Genomic DNA, 16,353 nt, shown 5'->3' with positions numbered 1-16,353 from the left:
ACCGTGGTCACTTTTATGGGATTTGCACGCTCAAGGCAATCCCGTCCTCGCGGCGATACTGGCCAGGGCCTCAAATCGTCTTTTCAGGTCAGGAAGAATTTCTTCGCGCCTGCCTGTGACGACACATTGGCGGACCGTGCCGGTGAACAGGGTGAGATAGAGGTCTCCCAGCTTGTCCGGATCAGTGTCGGATGGCAGGTGGCCTTTGGAGATGGCGCGTCTTGCCAAGCGAATATAATGGTTGCGCACGGCCCGGTCATTTTCAGCTTCCACGGTCTGAATGGAGGGGGTGACAGGTGAAAGTTGTGTTGTGGCCTGCCAAAGCTGAGGAGAGGCCGCGCTCAGACTGATTGTCTGGTGCGCCACTTCCAGCGCGGCCTCTGCCAGGGGTAGGCTGTCATCTGTGGCCGGAGTGTCCATGACATCAGCCATGAGGCGTCTGTACCATTCGGCCAGGATATCTGCCTTGGCGGGGAAGTGGTTGAAGAAGGTACCCTTCGCAACGCCAGCTGCCCGAGTAATTTCAGAGACGGTGACCGCATCATATCCCTTGCTGTCGAATAGACGCAGGGCAGACTGATAGAGGGCGTCAAAGACTTCTCTTTTCTTCTGGTCGCGCTTGCCTGCCATAAGGTCCGGTCCTTGTCTGACAACGCAGAAAGGACCGGTTCTTGTCTCTAGTCAAACACGACGACCTGACGGGCGACTGTACCCTTATTGTCTTTCAAATTCTGCAGTGCTCCGGTGATGCCCTCGAGACCGATGCGGTCGGAGATCAAATCATCCAGATGCAGTTTGCCTTGCTTATAGAGTTCAATGAAGCGCGGGAAGTCTATGCGGAAACGGTTAGATCCCATCACCGCGCCCTGCAGGCGTTTTTCCGTCACAAGCAGCTCGATGCCTGGTACTTCAATATTTACGCCGGGTGTGATCATTCCGATCACAGTCGCAACGCCCCGTGGGCGGAGCATGTGATAGGCCTGTTCGGCGGTCTGCTTCAGGCCAACGCATTCAAAGGCATAATGAACGCCGCCCTTGGTGAGTTCTTTCACCGCCTCGATTGCGTTTACCTTGGCCGGATTGACCGTGTCGGTTGCACCAAATCGGACAGCCATCTGCAGCTTCTCGTCTGACAGGTCGACGGCGATGATGCGGCTAGCCCCGGCAATGGCCGCGCCATTGATGGCCGCAAGCCCCACGCCGCCGCAGCCGAGCACGGCGACGGTTGAGCCAGGTTCCACCTTGGCCGAATGGAAGACCGAGCCAACGCCTGTGACTACGCCGCACCCAATCAGGCAGGCGCGGTCCATCGGCATGTCCTTGTCGATGGCGCAAAGGGCGTTTTCGTGCACCAGGATCTGCTCTGCAAAGGAAGAGAGATTCAGGAACTGGCCGACTTTCTCTCCCTTGATCGACAGGCGCGGGGCCTCTGTGGGTGGGCGTTGGAATTTCTCTCCGTTCACGGTGTGACAGACAGACATGTGACCTGACAAACAGTACTCGCACGTTCCACAAAAGGGGGAGAGGATGGAGATGACATGGTCGCCAGGTTTCACGGCCGAGACCATGGAGCCGACTTCTTCCACGATGCCGGCGCTTTCATGGCCAAGTATGACCGGCAGTTCGGCAGGAAAGTTTCCGTCCCAGAAGTGAACATCGGAGTGGCAGACGCCAACGGCTTTCAGGCGCACTAGAACTTCCCGCGGGCCGGGTTTGGAAATGGTGACGTCTTCGATCGACAGGGGCGCATTGGGCGCGCGCATCACGGCAGCTTTCATGGGTTTCCTCCGGTTTTATGTTTTATGCGGGAAGCATTGCCGAGAAGTGCGGGGTTGGCGAGTCCTGCCGTTACGAGAGGCTGGGGCTTGTCAGGACACGCCAGGGGTCTGTCAGCAGCTTCCGGTCTCCCTGGGTGAGCAGGTCGGGTGCCCCAAGCGCCATGGCGACCTCGACAAGACAAAGGGCTGCACTTGCCCACGGCTCGACAAGATGGAGATCCGGATCTTCTTCAACCCCGTCTTCGGTATACATGGCGTCTTCGCCCTGAACGCGCCAAGCCTGTGCGACGACCGCGCCGAAGACTGTTCGCAATCCCCGCCCGACAGGGGAGAAGGGGGCCTCCACGCCAATCGAGATAATGCCTTCCCATTCGGTATATTCGCGGCTGGAGGGTGTCAGCCCGTCCCAATTCAGCCAAGCATTGGCATAGGCGCGTGCAGCGCCGGGCGCACGATGGGCGGTCAGCAAGTCGGCTTCTTCATAAGTCAGCCGGGTGGCGCGGTCCGCCACCCAGGCAACCGCCTCGCCATGCGGCCCAAACAGTGTGTGCGCAGGTAACCGCTCGACAAGACGTACCGCAGTTGCGCGGGTAAAGTCGCTTTCTTCTTCCTGCGCCGCACTATCCTCCACAACTTCGGCGGTCCACAGCGTGCCGGGCCAATCGGTCAGGATTATGTCCTCTGTCGTGTGGCTGACGACAATGAAGGGCGGCTCGGGGTTATCGTTCCGGATAATGTCACCCGGACGGGCCGTGCGGAACCGGTCATCCCGCTTGCTGTTGGCCACGTAAACATAGCCGGTGACCGGTCCATCTTCCCTGTAGGTAAACCTTACCAAACCTGCCCTTGTCCTTCATTCCGCTTCTTCTTCCGGGCCTGCAACAAGTCCGGAAGCTCTTCCCATAACGTGGAAGATCTCGTTTTGCTCCATCACGCCGGAAACAAGTTCGGAGCCGGGGCCCGTGGCAAAGATCGCCACATCGTCGCCGCCATGGGTTTCAGACGACATCAGGACCAGGGAGGGCTGATGGAAATCCGGGTCGGTCGTATCGACTTCAGAGAGGTCTTCACGTTCGCAATCCGGTTCACCTTCTTCTATACGGCAAGCGGTCATGCCACTCGCATAAGACAGGGTGGTGTAGGGCTTGCCATCCTGTGCTTTCATCGGGCTGTTGTCGAGGCCTGACACAACCTTGCCCAGTATCGGATTGCCACGCTTCGGATAGCCGGAAATTGTCATTGTGTGGGAATGGTCTGCCGTGACGATGATCAGGGTTTCATCGGCATTCGTCATGTCCAGCGCTGTCGCGATGGACTGATCGAATGCGTCGGTCTCATCCAGCGCGCGGGCCGCGTTCACGGCGTGGTGCCCGTGGTCAATACGGCCGCCTTCGACCAGAAGGACGAACCCTTCCGGGTTCTGGGACAGGCGCGTGATAGCGGCCTTAGTCAGTTCGGAAAGAGATGGTTCACCTGCCGGGTCATTCGGGCGGTCCATGTCATATTGCAGGTGAGAGCTGTCGAAGAGACCGAGAACTTTCAAATCTGAGGCAAAGTCGGTGGCTTCGAAGCCAGCAAGGTCGCTGATGTAGGCATGCTGGGAAGATTTCGCGACCCATTCCGCCGTCAGGTCACGGCCATCTTCACGATTGCCGGTGCGACCTTCTTCTTCCAGGTCTGCTTGCTGCTTAGTCGTGAATTGCGCGCGGCCACCGCCCATGGCGACTTCAAAACCATCGCCTTCCGGCCATTCGATCAGCTGGCGGGCAATGTCATGGCAGTCGCCTGCGATGCCTTTAAGGTTTGTGTCGTCTTCCCAGTCGCGGCTGGGGGTTTCGGAATAGGTGGCGCCCGGTGTGGCGTGCGTCAGGCGGGCGCTGGAAACGATGCCGGTGGCAAGGCCTGCGCGTTCGGCCAGCTCAAAGATCGAATCCGTCCCATTGCCTTCGATACTGGCGCAATTGCCGAAATAGGCATCCTTGCGCACGCCCAGCGTGCGGGAATTCACTTTGACACCGGTCATCATGGCCGTGGCGGTAGAGGCGGAATCTGCAACCTGGAAATCATTGCTGTATGTTTTGGAGAGCGCCATGTGCGGCAGCGTTTCCATCGTCAGGCTGTAGGACTCCCCATCCAGTCCGCGTTTCTGGCCGGCATAGATACGGGCTGCCGTGATGGTCGGAATGCTCATACCATCGCCTACGAACAGGATGACATTCTTAGCAGGTTTCACGCCGCGCGTTGCGATTCTGTTTTGAACGGAGGCCGCAGCGGACTGGAAGTAGGCATCTTCTGCCTGAACCGGTGTCGCACCATTGCGGTGCAGAGTCAGAGCAGGTTGCGGCGTATCTGCGACGGACACCGTTTCAGCAGGGGAGACACATCCGGCGACACTCAGGGCGGTCAAGGAAACAAGGGAAAGGGCAATGCGGCGCATGAGAGATCTCCGGTAAATATGACTTTGCGGCGGACATAGACGCATTTCGTGACAGTAATGCTGCGCACGGTGTTCAGTCCACCGCCTGCGGTTTGTGTCCACGCTGGGCCAGCCAGACGGCGAACAGGATCAGCACGCCGCCAGATGCCTGCAATGAGGTCAGCGTTTCTCCGAACATTTTCCAGGATACGGCGGCTGCGACGACAGGCTGCAACAGGATGATGACGCCTGCCACGGAGGTGGGCGCGCGGCCCAGTCCGGTGATGATGAGGCCTTGGCCGATAACATGAATGAAAATGCCGAGGACCATCGGCACTCTGAAGCCCGAAAGGTCTTCCGGCATGAAGCTCTCGCCAAAGGCCATGACCATTCCGGCCGCCACGACAGCCTCAACCAAGGTCAACCAGAACAGGGTTTCCAGCCCGTTCATGCTGCGCCGGGCCAGCTTCGAGCAGAGAAAATAGCCTGACACACACAGCGCGGCGATGATGGCGATACGGTCCCCCTCAAAGGAGGCACCCTTGTCTGTTTGTCCCCCAAGTGACAGCGCAGCTGCGCCGCCGACGGCCAGGATAACTGCCAGGAACCAGATTGGCGCGGGGCGTTCCTTCAGGAACAGCCAGGCCAGAAAGCCGACGCACACGCTGCCAATATTAACGATGAAGGTGGCATTGGAGACGCTGGTAAGGGTGAGGGACCAGTGCCAGAAGCCGATATCGAGCGCAAAGCAGATACCGGCCAGAATGGCGAAGATATTCGGTTTGGCCGGGGCCCGGCGCTCAAACAGCACGACAAGGATCAACAGGACGGGCAGGGCGAACACATAGCGCCAGAAGGCAATGGCCTGTGGACCCATATCCTCAAGACCAAGTCTCAAGGCGATCGGTGCAAAGCCAACGGCGATAGCGCCGCCCATCAGCATGAGCACACCGAGCCATTCCCGCTGGGCGGGGGGTGAAATATCTACGCTTGTCATGAAATGCCTGTCATTGCGCGAATGTCTTTCGGCGTCTTGCCGTCTTCGCGCCATGCACGCAATCCCCTGTCGCCAAACCGTTTGGACAGTTTCTTGCCATCTGGCCCCATGATGAGCGGATGAAAATGATAAAGTGGCTGCGGCCAATCCATCAGGGCCTGCAACAGGGTATGAACGGAAGTCATCTCCCTGATGTCCTCTCCGCGTATGATATGGGTGATGCCCTGAAGGGCGTCATCATGGCAGCAGGCGAGATGATAACTGGTCGGGGTTTCCTTGCGTCCCAGTACAACATCGCCAAACGGAGTGGGGTCTGCCTTAATGCTCTGCAAGCCATTCAGGCCGAATTCGGTAAAGGCGAGTTGGTTAAATGCTGGGCCAAGCGTGTCCCGCGCCACAGATAGGGATAGCCGCCAGGCAAAAGCGTCTCCGCGCTCAAGACGCTCTGCCTCCTCTGAGGGGGCAAGAGATGCGCCGATATAGGCGGTCGGATCTGAAGCCGGCTCGGCGTCAAGAATTTCCGCGATCTCGCGTCGTGTCTTGAAGCAGCGATAGATCAGACCACGCGCTTGCAGGCTTTCAAGGCAGGCTTCATACTCCTCAAAATGTTCTGACTGGCGCCGGATGGGTCCATCCCAGTTCAGCCCCAGCCAGGTCAGGTCGTCCAGAATAGAGGCCTCGTAATCCTGCTTGCAGCGTGTTTGGTCGATATCTTCCATGCGTAGTAGAACGCATCCGCCAGCGGCACGTGCATAGTCCCACACACAAAAGGCCGAAGCCGCATGGCCGAGATGTAAATGCCCGGTTGGAGAGGGCGCAAAACGTGTGATGAAATCGCCCTGTCGCATTACTGTCTTTCTTGCTCGAACTGTTGTCTCAACGGTGAGTGTAATCATCTGAGAGGCGAGCTGAACAGCGTTTATCAGTTGCATGCGGAGAGCAAGAACCGTATCGCACGGGTAGACAGGAGGTCCGCTCTACATGCCTGTGCTTGCGTGGTTTGATACAGTAGAGACCTGGGTGCAGGAGCATGTCCTGCCCGGGGGAGAAATGGCTGCCTTCGGCTTCCTGATGATGTTACTCATCATCGCTGCGGTCATTGTCATTCTGTTTGTATTGCTGGCCAAGGCCGTGCGGCGAGCGATGATGGAGTCAGGCCTGCGCCGGGCCGCGAAAGACAAATCTCCCGGTTATCGTATCCTGCTTGCCGCGCCACGCGGACTGTCCGGCCGCAAGGCAGGCAAGTGGCTGATGTCAGCGCTGGAAGACCATCTGGGCGCGTTCAATTTCGGAGCGCCATTCAAGCTGTTACGTACGTCGCCTATCCAGGGCGGATTGGAAGGCCGGGCGCTGGCCAGAGCACGGCGGCGGATGGTCGTGTCCCAGGCCGACATGTTCCTGTGGACAGAGCGCACGGGTCACCGCAATGAAGGGTTTTTGATCCACGGCCTTAGCCGCGGCGGTGGCCTGCGTGCGGAAGAGGCACGGCCTTTCACACTGGCCTTGCCGGGTCGCGTGAAGGATCTGGATGGACAGCTGCCGCGCATAGCGGCGTATTTCCTCGCCAGGGAATTGCAGCCCGCTTTGGCCAATCCGCAATCTTTCCGAGCGGAAAAGATGAAACTTTTGGCAGAAGCGCTTGGCGAAATGCTGGATGATTGCGCGTCATTGTCGCCCGCCTTGCTACGCAGACTGGAGGCAGACTTCTGTGCAACGGGCGTGCATGTTGCAGAGCAATCCGGGGACCTGGACGCGCTCGACCGGGTGCTGCGTCTGCGTCGGGGGCATCTGCAGGCTCCGCAGACCGACAGGGATTCGTGGCGGGTGGTTCAGTCCCACATGGATATCGGCCGCGCGCTCATTGCCCGGTCCATGGTGCAGTTCGACCGAAAACAGGTGGAAGATGCCATCTCCCACCTGTCAAAAGTGATTGAGGCCCTGCAAGCGGATCCGACGATCCAGCGCGCGCAAACGGTCTCTGACACGATGGCCAAGGCCAAGAATATGCTGGAGACGCGCAAGCGCTTTGCGGTGAATTTCGGCGTTTAGCCAGTTTCAGGATGTTACGCCGAGGCCTATCGGGCAGGACACGCCTATGCCACCCATCCCGCAATAGCCGTTTGGATTCTTCGCCAGATATTGCTGGTGATAGTCTTCGGCCAGATACACCTTGTCCAAAGACTTAACTTCCGTAGTGATCTGTGCGGCATGGCCGGACGCGGCAAGCGCCTTTTCATAGGTCGCAATCATCTCGCGTGCGGTTTCAGCCTGGGCATCAGAGGTCGTGTAGACGGCGGAGCGGTATTGTGTGCCGATGTCATTGCCTTGGCGCATGCCTTGGGTCGGGTCATGATTTTCCAGGAACAGCTTCATCAGTTCCGCAAAGCTGACTTCTTTGGGGTTGAAGATCACTTCCACGATTTCCGTATGACCTGTCCCACCGGAGCAAACTTCTTCATAGGTTGGGTTAGGCGTGATGCCGCCGGCATAGCCGACACGGGTCAGCCAGACGCCATTCTGTTGCCAGAACTTGCGTTCCGCACCCCAGAAGCAGCCCAGCCCAAATACGGCGGTTTCATATCCATCTGGCACAGGGCCTTGAAGGTCACGTCCGAAGACATAATGTGTACTTGCCGTCGATATGGGGGAAGAGCGTCCGGGAAGGGCGCTCTCGGCATCCGGCAGGGTCGCAGGTTTCTTTGAAAACAACATGTCAGTTTTCCCTTTCTGCAGCTGATATGGGTTTGGCTGCCCAGAACGGCAATCACGGTCTTGCGATCTGCATAGTCATCCGCTATTGGCCTCCATTCTGCTGAGCGCGGTGAGGTGGCCGAGTGGTCGAAGGCGCACGCCTGGAAAGTGTGTAGGCTAGCAATAGTCTCCAGGGTTCGAATCCCTGTCTCACCGCCAGCAGATCTTTCATATAGGATATAGCTTTTTGTCGCGGCATGCGTCTGGTGTGCTGGTATGCCATTATGCATATCTGCCAGTAGATGACAAAGCCTATCCGGCATGCTCTCAGGCTTGGTTCGAAATTCTGCCCTATCATCGGTAAAGTATGCCCAGCCGGGTAGGCACGACGCTATGCTTCAAAGGGAACAAATATGACAAACAGCCGAATCCAGCATCCCGCCTTGCGTGACCGTGTCATGAGCGCCGAAGACGCCGCGAGTCTGATCACCAATGGCACGACAATCGGGATGAGTGGCTTTACCGGCTCTGGTTATCCGAAATCCGTTCCGCTGGCCCTTGCGGCGCTTATTGAAGCGGAACACGCGGTGGGCAATCCCTTCAAGGTGAAGATCTGGAGTGGGGCGTCGACTGGCCCCGAACTGGATGGCGCGCTGGCTAAGGCTGACGGGATAGAGTTTCGTCTGCCTTACAATTCAGACCCCATTGCACGTGAAAAGATCAATGCGGGCGAGATGAACTATTTTGACCTACACCTCAGCCAGGTTGCGCCGATGGCCTGGCAGGGCTTTCTGGGAAAGCTGGATACCGCCGTCGTAGAAGTTTCCGGCATTACCGAAGACGGCGCGCTGATCCCGTCTTCCTCGATTGGCAATAACAAGACCTGGCTCGACCAGGCCGACAAAATCATTCTTGAGGTCAATCGCTGGCAAAGCGAAGCGCTCAACGGGATGCACGATATCTATTATGGCACGGCGCTGCCACCGAACCGGAAACCCATTCCGCTCGTGCGTCCGGATGACCGGATCGGGGAAAAGCATTTCCGGGTTAATCCGGACAAGATTGTCGCCATTGTTGAAACAGATGCGCCGGACAGGAACCTGCCCTTCGCTGAACCGGACGATATTGCGATTGCCATTGCCGGGCACTTGCTGGACTTCTTTGCCCATGAGGTGAAGATCGGGCGCTTGCCGCATTCCCTGCTGCCGTTGCAATCAGGTGTCGGCAATGTCACTAATGCGGTTCTATCCGGTCTGATGGATGCACCTTATGGAGATATGACTGCGTATACGGAAGTTATTCAGGACGGCATGCTGGACCTGCTGGAGGAGGGCAAGCTGCGTATGGCGTCTGCAACTGCGTTCTCACTGTCGCCGGAGGCTGCCCTGCGCTTCAACCGCGATGCGATGAAGTTCCGTGACAAGCTGATCCTGCGCCCGCAGGAAATCTCCAACCATCCGGAACTGGTTCGCCGGCTTGGCTGCATCGCGATGAATGGCATGATCGAGGCCGACATTTTCGGCAATGTGAACTCAACCCATGTCATGGGATCGCGCATTCAAAACGGAATTGGCGGTTCGGGCGATTTCGCTCGCAATGCCTATGTGTCTATCTTCATGAGCCCATCTACGGCCAAGCAGGGCAAAATTTCAGCTATTGTGCCGAAGGTGTCTCATGTCGATCATATCAATCAAGACGTGCAAGTGATCGTGACCGAGCAGGGACTGGCGGATCTTCGCGGCCTCAGCCCGAAACAGCGCGCCGATGTGATCATCAAGAATTGTGTGCACCCGTCCTATCGCGATGCGATCCAGGATTACTATAAGCGGGCAAGACAAAATTCTTTCGGCCAGCATGCGCCAACTTTGCTAAATGAAGCGCTGTCCTGGCATCAGCGTTATGTAGAAACAGGGTCCATGCTGTAGGGCGCCGGCGGGGTCGGCACGCCATTGAATGGAGCGTACAAAGATTAATCTGTTGAGGGGGAAATACTTTACGGATTTTGAGTTAATGTTAACGAATTGGGTGAATTCTGGGCATCTACCTATCAAGCCCTTGCCAAGGATTTTGCCATGCTGAAGCGTGCCGCCGCCTCTCTTGCCGGAACCCTCATGATCGGACTTCCGGCCCTCGCTCAGGATTTGGTCGTCGAGCAGACTGTTGAACGCGCCATCGTAATGGAAGATGAGGAAGGCGGCCTCGAAATGGAATTGCTGCCTGCGGACGAAGTGAAACCTGGCGAACAGCTTTTCTACTCGGTCACCTATATCAATGACAGCGAAGAGCCTGCGACGGATGTCGTCCTGACACTGCCTGTGCCGGAAGACGTCAGCCTGCTGGAAGATTCTGCGGTTGCAGAATATGATGAGGCGTTTGTGGATTTCTCGGTAGATGGTGGCAAGACCTACATTTCCGGCGCGCGCCTGGTGTCAGACAGCGCTACGCCAGCGCATCTGGAAATTCCTGAAGAGATCACGCATATGCGCTGGACCTTCAGCCAGGATATCGCGCCGAAGGATTCTGGCCGGATTTTCTTCGCAGCGATTCTTAAATAGATTTCTGGATTTAACCATGGGCAATTGACCCGCAGGCCCTGCCTGACGTAACGCCCTTGCCATGACCCAGGTAAAGATTTGCGGCTTGACCGATCCGGACCTCGTGCGCTTTGCGGTGCAGAAGGGGGCAGATTGGATCGGCTTTGTGTTCGTTGAGGCGAGCCCCCGTTATGTGACAGAGGCGGCCGCGGCGACATTGCTGATGCAGGTTGGCCTCGCTGTGCCTGTCGCGCTTCTTGTTAATCCGAATGACGCGCAGATTGAGCGGATTGTTGCGTTAGGTATCCGCGTCTTGCAATTGCATGGGTCTGAAACGCCCGAGCGTGTGGCGGAGATCAAGGCGGCGACGGGTGCAGAGGTCTGGAAAGCCCTGGGAGTTGCCACGTCTGAGGACCTAGAGCGCGCCGCACTCTATACGGCGGCAGATCGCCTACTCATTGATGCCAAACCGCCAGAAGGCGCTGACCGGACCGGCGGTCATGGCCTCGCTTTTGACTGGACGCTTCTGCAGGGTTGGGGTGCGCCGAAGCCGTGGCTGCTGGCCGGCGGGCTGACGCCGGATAATGTGGGCGAGGCCATCCGGTTAACCGGCGCGTCAGCCGTCGATGTCTCTTCAGGTGTCGAGCGGCTGAAGGGTCTTAAGGACCGCGCGTTGGTACAGGCCTTCATTGAGGCGGCGAAAGCGCAATAGGAAAGTGGCCGTGTCGCAGCCGGGCTTCATCGCTGCGCTTTCCTTGGCGAGCCCTTCGGTCTAAGTACACACGCGTGATTGCAAGGAAAGCAGGACAGATGGATTTGCGGAATACATGGGACCAATGGCCTGACGTGAATGGCCGTTTTGGAGAGTTTGGCGGTCGGTATGTGGCCGAAACGCTGATGCCGCTCATCCTTGAGCTGGAGGCCGAGTACCGCAAGGCCAAGGAAGATCCGGCCTTCAAGGCCCAGATGGACGATTTGTGGACCCATTATGTCGGCCGCCCGTCTCCGCTTTACTTTGCCGAGCGTATGACCGAGCATTTCGGCGGCGCGAAGATCTACTTCAAACGCGACGAGCTGAACCATACCGGCGCGCACAAGATCAATAACTGCCTGGGCCAGGTTCTGCTGGCCATGCGTATGGGCAAGACGCGCATCATTGCGGAGACCGGGGCAGGCCAGCACGGCGTTGCCACGGCAACCATCTGCGCGCGCTTTGGCCTGAAATGCGTGGTCTTCATGGGCGAAACCGATGTTGAGCGCCAGAAGCCGAACGTCTTCCGCATGCGCCTGCTGGGCGCTGAAATTGTGCCTGTCTCTTCCGGCACCGGAACGCTGAAGGACGCAATGAACGAAGCCCTGCGTGACTGGGTGACGAATGTGGAAGACACATTCTACTGCATCGGCACGGCGGCAGGGCCTCATCCGTATCCGGAACTGGTGCGTGATTTCCAGAGCGTGATTGGCAAGGAAGCGCGGGCCCAGATTCTTGAGCGGGAAGGTCGCCTGCCGGACGCCGTCATGGCGTGCATCGGCGGCGGGTCCAATGCGATCGGCCTTTTCCATCCTTTCCTGGAGGACGAAAGCGTTCGCTTGCTGGGGGTTGAAGCGGCGGGCCACGGCATTGAAACCGGTGAGCATGCGGCGGCCCTGAATGGCGGCAAGCCGGGCATCCTGCATGGCAACAAGACCTATCTTCTGCAGACGGATGACGGCCAGATCGTAGATGCGCATTCCATCTCTGCCGGTCTCGACTATCCCGGGATCGGCCCGGAGCACGCCTTCCTGCGGGATACAGGACGAGCTGAGTATCTTTCCTGCACTGACGCTGAGGCGCTTGAGGCGTTCCAGCTTTGCACGCGCCTTGAGGGTATCATTCCGGCGCTTGAGCCTTCTCACGCTATTGCGCGCGTGGGTGAGGCCGCCAAGGAGCTGGGGCCGGATGGCCTGATTATTCTGAATATGTGCGGCCGGGGCGACAAGGACGTGTTCTCCGTCGCCAAGGCGCTCGGTGTAGATATGTAAACGTGTTGGGGCGGCCTGTCTGCGCCGGTGCCCGAGCAGAAACAGCACAGGGACAGATGATCTCCCACATCACGCTCGGAACGAATGACCTGGACCGCGCGATCGCGTTTTATGAGCCGATCATGCAGGCGCTTGGTCATGTGCGCGTACCGTTTGAGCGTTCGGACCCTTTCACTATGTGGAAGAACCCGGCCATGGACCGGCCATTGATTGCGCTGACGCGGCCAACCAATGGCGCGCCGCATGAACCCGGAAATGGCCAGATGGTCGCCTTCCTGGCGCCAACCCGGTCTGCAGTCGACGCCGTTCACGCCCTGGCCATAGCTGCAGCCGCCCAGGATGAAGGCGCGCCGGGTTTACGCCCGCTCTATCATCCGAACTATTACGGCGCATATTTTCGGGATCCGGATGGCAATAAGATTTGTGTCGTGTGCCATGACGCGGTGGACTGAGACGAGGTAAGATGCTCACTGTGATTCATCTGAATGAAGTCTCTGGGGGATTGATGTGACAGACCTTCTTCTCATTCGCATTACCTGTCCCTCGCGCCGTGTGGCTGAAGAGATTGGCGATGCTGCGATTGAGCACCGGCTGGCAGCCTGCGCAAATCTGGAAGGGCCGGTGTCTTCCACCTATCGCTGGAAAGGTGTGGTGGAACAGGCATTCGAGTTCATTCTCTGGCTGAAAGCGCCCAAAGCGAACTGGGACCGTGTTGAAGCGCTGGTCCTGACACACCATCCTTATGATGTGCCTGCAATGGTGGCTTTGCCTTGCATTCAGGCGAATGCGCCTTATGAGGCGTGGGTTCACGAGAATACGGACACCTGATGCCTACTTCCCGAATTTCTGATGCCTTCGCCCGAGCCAAGGGCGAGAACCGCGCCGCTTTGGTCACTTACATCATGGCTGGCGATCCTGATCTGGAAACCAGTTTCGAGGCGATGAAAGCGCTGCGCGACAATGGTGCGGACATTATCGAGCTTGGCGCCCCGTTCACCGACCCCATGGCCGATGGTGCGTCCATCCAGAAAGCCGGCCTGCGTTCGCTGGCTAATGGCACGACATTGCGCGACACGTTGCAACTGGCTGCCCGCTTCCGCGAGGAAGACCAGACCACCCCGCTGATTCTGATGGGCTATGCCAACCCGGTCTTTCGTATGGGCTATGGCGAATTTGCCAGCGCAGCCGCAGAGGCAGGTATTGATGGTACGATTCTGGTGGATTTGCCGCCCGAAGAGGATGGCGAGCTGCGTGAGGAATACGCAAAACACGACCTGTCTGTCATCCGCTTGGCGACACCGACAACCCACGAAGCCCGCATGGCAAAAGTCGCCGAAGGAGCGAGTGGTTTCCTCTATTTTGTTGCTGTGACGGGGGTCACCGGGGCGGGAAGCGCTGATCCGAAAGCGATTTCCGGGAACATCGAAATGGCTAAACGCGTTTCAGGACTGCCTGTCTGCGTTGGTTTTGGGGTCAAAACTGGCGTACAGGCTGCAGAAATGGCTAAAATAGCCGATGGGGTTGTCGTAGGCTCCGCTTTCGTGGACCATGCTGAAAAGGCCCACGAGTCAGGGAATTTTTCCAGTGCGCCGCGGGGAATGGGCGCTCTGGCACAAGAGTTAAGCTTGGCAATCAGAACGATTGCCAAGCCCTAATAATAAATGCCGCCGAGGAGGTTGAGGCATGAACTGGATTACCAAGGTCACCCCGCCGGGCCTGAAGACCATGCTCGCAAAGAAGGACACGCCCGACGATCTGTGGGTGAAGTGTCCTATTTCCGGAGAGCTCGTCTATAAGACCGATCTGGAGGAAAACTGGTATGTCACGCCAGCTGGCGCGCATTTGCGTATCAGCCCGCGTACACGGTTCCGCATCCTGTTCGATGATGAGCGTTGGGAGCCAATCGAGCTGCCTTCCGTTCCGCATGATCCGTTGAAATTCAAGGATGACAAGCCTTATCCGTCCCGCCTCAAAGCGGCGAAGGCGAAGATTGCTGCGCGCGAAAAGAAGGAAACAGAGCAAGGCGGTGCCCCGCTGTTGCAAGACGATTGCATGGTTGCAGCCTATGGCAAGATCGGCGGCGCACCGACGGTTGTTCTGGTTCAAGATTTCGCTTTCATGGGCGGGTCTCTTGGCATGGCGGCAGGGGAAGGCTTCATCGCAGCCGCGCAAATGGCGCTGGCGCGCAAGGCAGCTTTTGTCGTCTGCACTGCATCCGGTGGCGCGCGCATGCAGGAAGGCACACTCAGCCTGATGCAGATGCCGCGCACGACTCTGGCGATCAATGAACTGGCCGAGGCAAAGCTTCCTTATGTGGTCGTCCTGACAGACCCGACCTCCGGCGGCGTTTCCGCCTCCTATGCGATGCTGGGCGACGTTCACATTGCCGAGCCTGGCGCGATGATTGCGTTCTCTGGCCCGCGTGTGATTGAGCAGACCATCCGGGAAAGCTTGCCGCAAGGCTTCCAGCGTTCTGAATTCCTCCGCGAGAAAGGCCAGGTCGATATCGTCTGCGACCGCCGCAAGCTGAAAGAGACCGTGGCCCGCGTGCTGAGCCTGCTTCTGCCAAGCACCCGACGGCGCGAAGATCGCATTCCGGCCTCGTTGACGCCGCCTAAAACGCATGAGACGCAGGCGGCGAAAGGGAAGGGCAGCACTGCTTGATTGGGAACAGTCCAGCCCTGGCGGAGGCGTTGGGGCGGTTCGAAGGGCTCTATCCTGAAACGATCCACCTCTCCCTCGACCGTGTTCTGAACGCGCTTGAGGCCATGGGGCGGCCGCAAGACAGATTGCCGCCTGTGATCCACGTCGCCGGTACAAATGGCAAAGGCTCTACCTGTGCCTTCATGCGCGCGATGATGGAAGCCGCAGGCCTGAAAGTACATGTCTTCAGCAGTCCGCATCTGGTGCGCTTCAATGAGCGTATCCGGCTGGCAGGAGAGATTGTTGACGATGAGCGCCTTATATCCTGGCTGGAACGTACCTATGAGGCAATCAATGGCTTTGAGATCACACATTTTGAAGCCACGACGGCGACTGCCTTGCTGGCTTTTTCTGAAGTGCCTGCTGATGTGCTGATCCTCGAAGTGGGGCTCGGCGGTAGTTATGATGCGACCAATGTGATTGATGCACCAGCACTCAGCGTGATTACGCCTGTCGATTTCGATCACAAGGCTTTCCTTGGCTCAGACCTGCGCAAGATTGCACGGGAAAAGGCGGGTATCATCAAGGCAGGGTGTCCGGCGCTTACGGCGATCCAGCGCAAAGTGTGCGATGAGGTAATAGCTGCGCGGGCCGAAGATGTGGGCGCGCCACTCTATCGCATGAAGGCGCATTTTATTGATGCCATGCCAGCGGATCTGGGCCTCATCGGAGAGCACCAACGCGCGAATGCGGCGCTTGCAGCCATGGCCGTACAGCTGTTTGGCAATTCCATACGCGTTAGTCAGGAAGAGATCTTTGCCGGGGCGCGTAATGCCAGCTGGCCTGCCCGGATGCAGAAGTTGAAGCCTGGCCCGGTAACTGCCTTGGCCGAAGGACGGGATGTCTGGCTGGATGGCGGACATAATCCGCATGCGGCACGGGCGATCGCCCGACATCTTCAGAAATTGCCCGGCAAGACCGCGCTCGTCTCCGCCATGCTTGCCTCAAAGGATGCGACAGGCTTCTTCATGCCGTTCCGGCAGGTGCGACCGCAGGTTTTCACCTTGCCAAATGCGCCAGGACATCAAGGGGCGGAGCCGCAGGATCTGGCAGAGGCGGCGACAACGGCTGGCTTGGAGGCGACGGGCTGCAAGAGTTTAGAGGAAGCGATGAAAGCCGCTGTCGAATCCGGTGCAGACCGTATTCTTATTTGCGGATCGCTCTATCTGGCGGGTGAAGTGTTGGCCCGTAACGGTGAGCCACCAAACTAGG

Annotated in this window: 17 protein-coding genes and 1 tRNA gene; 11 read left to right on the top strand and 7 right to left on the bottom strand. The window is 58.1% G+C overall.

Going from position 1 to position 16,353, the window contains the following annotated elements; genetic code table 11:
- Positions 1-30: 30 nt before the first annotated feature.
- From HY2_RS16950 to gluQRS, 6 genes are all read right to left on the bottom strand, one after another.
- A complete protein-coding gene (locus tag HY2_RS16950; RefSeq protein ID WP_051595130.1) occupies positions 31-630 on the bottom strand; it encodes a TetR/AcrR family transcriptional regulator in 600 nt (199 codons plus the stop codon).
- Positions 631-677: 47 nt separating this feature from the next.
- Complete coding sequence (locus HY2_RS16290; RefSeq protein WP_034829531.1) at positions 678-1,778, bottom strand: Zn-dependent alcohol dehydrogenase; 1,101 nt, start codon at positions 1,776-1,778, stop codon at positions 678-680.
- A gap of 70 nt (positions 1,779-1,848) precedes the next feature.
- The gene (locus HY2_RS16285; protein ID WP_034829529.1) at positions 1,849-2,616 is read right to left on the bottom strand and encodes a hypothetical protein; all 768 of its coding nucleotides are present in this window, start codon (positions 2,614-2,616) and stop codon (positions 1,849-1,851) included.
- 15 nt (positions 2,617-2,631) lie between these two features.
- Positions 2,632-4,215 carry an alkaline phosphatase gene (locus HY2_RS16280; protein WP_034829527.1) on the bottom strand — a complete coding sequence of 528 codons (1,584 nt, stop codon included), beginning with the start codon at positions 4,213-4,215 and terminating at the stop codon, positions 2,632-2,634.
- A 73-nt stretch (positions 4,216-4,288) separates the two neighbouring features.
- Complete coding sequence (locus tag HY2_RS16275) at positions 4,289-5,191, bottom strand: DMT family transporter (protein WP_034829525.1); 903 nt, start codon at positions 5,189-5,191, stop codon at positions 4,289-4,291.
- Entirely contained in the window at positions 5,188-6,039 is an 852-nt protein-coding gene (gluQRS, locus tag HY2_RS16270) for a tRNA glutamyl-Q(34) synthetase GluQRS (protein ID WP_034829522.1), read from the bottom strand. Before gluQRS ends, HY2_RS16275 begins: the two co-directional genes overlap by 4 nt.
- A gap of 133 nt (positions 6,040-6,172) precedes the next feature.
- Between gluQRS and HY2_RS16265 the strand changes: the two genes are divergently transcribed.
- Complete coding sequence (locus HY2_RS16265) at positions 6,173-7,240, top strand: hypothetical protein (protein WP_034829520.1); 1,068 nt, start codon at positions 6,173-6,175, stop codon at positions 7,238-7,240.
- Between the two features lie 6 nt (positions 7,241-7,246).
- On the opposite strand, the gene msrA is transcribed toward HY2_RS16265, so the two are convergent.
- Positions 7,247-7,903 carry a peptide-methionine (S)-S-oxide reductase MsrA gene (gene msrA, locus HY2_RS16260; RefSeq protein WP_034829518.1) on the bottom strand — a complete coding sequence of 219 codons (657 nt, stop codon included), beginning with the start codon at positions 7,901-7,903 and terminating at the stop codon, positions 7,247-7,249.
- A gap of 108 nt (positions 7,904-8,011) precedes the next feature.
- Here msrA and HY2_RS16255 point away from each other — a divergent pair.
- From HY2_RS16255 to HY2_RS16210, 10 genes are all read left to right on the top strand, one after another.
- Positions 8,012-8,101 (top strand) — tRNA-Ser (locus HY2_RS16255).
- Positions 8,102-8,295: 194 nt separating this feature from the next.
- Positions 8,296-9,807 carry an acetyl-CoA hydrolase/transferase family protein gene (locus tag HY2_RS16250; RefSeq protein WP_034829516.1) on the top strand — a complete coding sequence of 504 codons (1,512 nt, stop codon included), beginning with the start codon at positions 8,296-8,298 and terminating at the stop codon, positions 9,805-9,807.
- Between the two features lie 147 nt (positions 9,808-9,954).
- Positions 9,955-10,437, top strand: coding sequence for a hypothetical protein (locus HY2_RS16245; RefSeq protein WP_146617141.1), 483 nt, complete (start codon positions 9,955-9,957; stop codon positions 10,435-10,437).
- 61 nt (positions 10,438-10,498) lie between these two features.
- On the top strand, positions 10,499-11,128 hold the full coding sequence (locus tag HY2_RS16240; RefSeq protein WP_034829512.1) for a phosphoribosylanthranilate isomerase: 630 nt from the start codon (positions 10,499-10,501) through the stop codon (positions 11,126-11,128).
- Between the two features lie 98 nt (positions 11,129-11,226).
- A complete protein-coding gene (trpB, locus tag HY2_RS16235; protein WP_034829510.1) occupies positions 11,227-12,438 on the top strand; it encodes a tryptophan synthase subunit beta in 1,212 nt (403 codons plus the stop codon).
- 56 nt (positions 12,439-12,494) lie between these two features.
- On the top strand, positions 12,495-12,890 hold the full coding sequence (locus tag HY2_RS16230; protein ID WP_034829507.1) for a VOC family protein: 396 nt from the start codon (positions 12,495-12,497) through the stop codon (positions 12,888-12,890).
- A gap of 55 nt (positions 12,891-12,945) precedes the next feature.
- A complete protein-coding gene (gene cutA / locus HY2_RS16225; RefSeq protein WP_034792685.1) occupies positions 12,946-13,266 on the top strand; it encodes a divalent-cation tolerance protein CutA in 321 nt (106 codons plus the stop codon).
- Complete coding sequence (gene trpA / locus HY2_RS16220; protein WP_034829505.1) at positions 13,266-14,093, top strand: tryptophan synthase subunit alpha; 828 nt, start codon at positions 13,266-13,268, stop codon at positions 14,091-14,093. The genes cutA and trpA overlap by 1 nt, the downstream gene beginning before the upstream one ends.
- A 28-nt stretch (positions 14,094-14,121) precedes the next feature.
- On the top strand, positions 14,122-15,102 hold the full coding sequence (locus HY2_RS16215) for an acetyl-CoA carboxylase carboxyltransferase subunit beta (RefSeq protein WP_051595129.1): 981 nt from the start codon (positions 14,122-14,124) through the stop codon (positions 15,100-15,102).
- A complete protein-coding gene (locus HY2_RS16210; RefSeq protein ID WP_034829502.1) occupies positions 15,099-16,352 on the top strand; it encodes a bifunctional folylpolyglutamate synthase/dihydrofolate synthase in 1,254 nt (417 codons plus the stop codon). Before HY2_RS16215 ends, HY2_RS16210 begins: the two co-directional genes overlap by 4 nt.
- The last annotated feature ends 1 nt before the right edge of the window (position 16,353 follow it).

The sequence above is a fragment of the Hyphomonas pacifica genome (assembly GCF_000682675.1).
Classification (GTDB): Bacteria; Pseudomonadota; Alphaproteobacteria; order Caulobacterales; family Hyphomonadaceae; genus Hyphomonas; species Hyphomonas pacifica.
This window is presented reverse-complemented; position numbering and strand designations above follow the sequence as displayed.

Bases quoted from the DNA above. Each gene is read 5' to 3' on its own strand.
- HY2_RS16950 (WP_051595130.1), bottom strand. From the start codon at position 630: ATGGCAGGCAAGCGCGACCAGAAGAAAAGAGAAGTCTTTGACGCCCTC.
- HY2_RS16290 (WP_034829531.1), bottom strand. From the start codon at position 1,778: ATGAAAGCTGCCGTGATGCGCGCGCCCAATGCGCCCCTGTCGATCGAA.
- HY2_RS16280 (WP_034829527.1), bottom strand. From the start codon at position 4,215: ATGCGCCGCATTGCCCTTTCCCTTGTTTCCTTGACCGCCCTGAGTGTC.
- HY2_RS16275 (WP_034829525.1), bottom strand. From the start codon at position 5,191: ATGACAAGCGTAGATATTTCACCCCCCGCCCAGCGGGAATGGCTCGGT.
- gluQRS (WP_034829522.1), bottom strand. From the start codon at position 6,039: ATGCGACAGGGCGATTTCATCACACGTTTTGCGCCCTCTCCAACCGGG.
- HY2_RS16265 (WP_034829520.1), top strand. From the start codon at position 6,173: ATGCCTGTGCTTGCGTGGTTTGATACAGTAGAGACCTGGGTGCAGGAG.
- msrA (WP_034829518.1), bottom strand. From the start codon at position 7,903: ATGTTGTTTTCAAAGAAACCTGCGACCCTGCCGGATGCCGAGAGCGCC.
- HY2_RS16250 (WP_034829516.1), top strand. From the start codon at position 8,296: ATGACAAACAGCCGAATCCAGCATCCCGCCTTGCGTGACCGTGTCATG.
- HY2_RS16245 (WP_146617141.1), top strand. From the start codon at position 9,955: ATGCTGAAGCGTGCCGCCGCCTCTCTTGCCGGAACCCTCATGATCGGA.
- HY2_RS16240 (WP_034829512.1), top strand. From the start codon at position 10,499: ATGACCCAGGTAAAGATTTGCGGCTTGACCGATCCGGACCTCGTGCGC.
- trpB (WP_034829510.1), top strand. From the start codon at position 11,227: ATGGATTTGCGGAATACATGGGACCAATGGCCTGACGTGAATGGCCGT.
- HY2_RS16230 (WP_034829507.1), top strand. From the start codon at position 12,495: ATGATCTCCCACATCACGCTCGGAACGAATGACCTGGACCGCGCGATC.
- trpA (WP_034829505.1), top strand. From the start codon at position 13,266: ATGCCTACTTCCCGAATTTCTGATGCCTTCGCCCGAGCCAAGGGCGAG.
- HY2_RS16215 (WP_051595129.1), top strand. From the start codon at position 14,122: ATGAACTGGATTACCAAGGTCACCCCGCCGGGCCTGAAGACCATGCTC.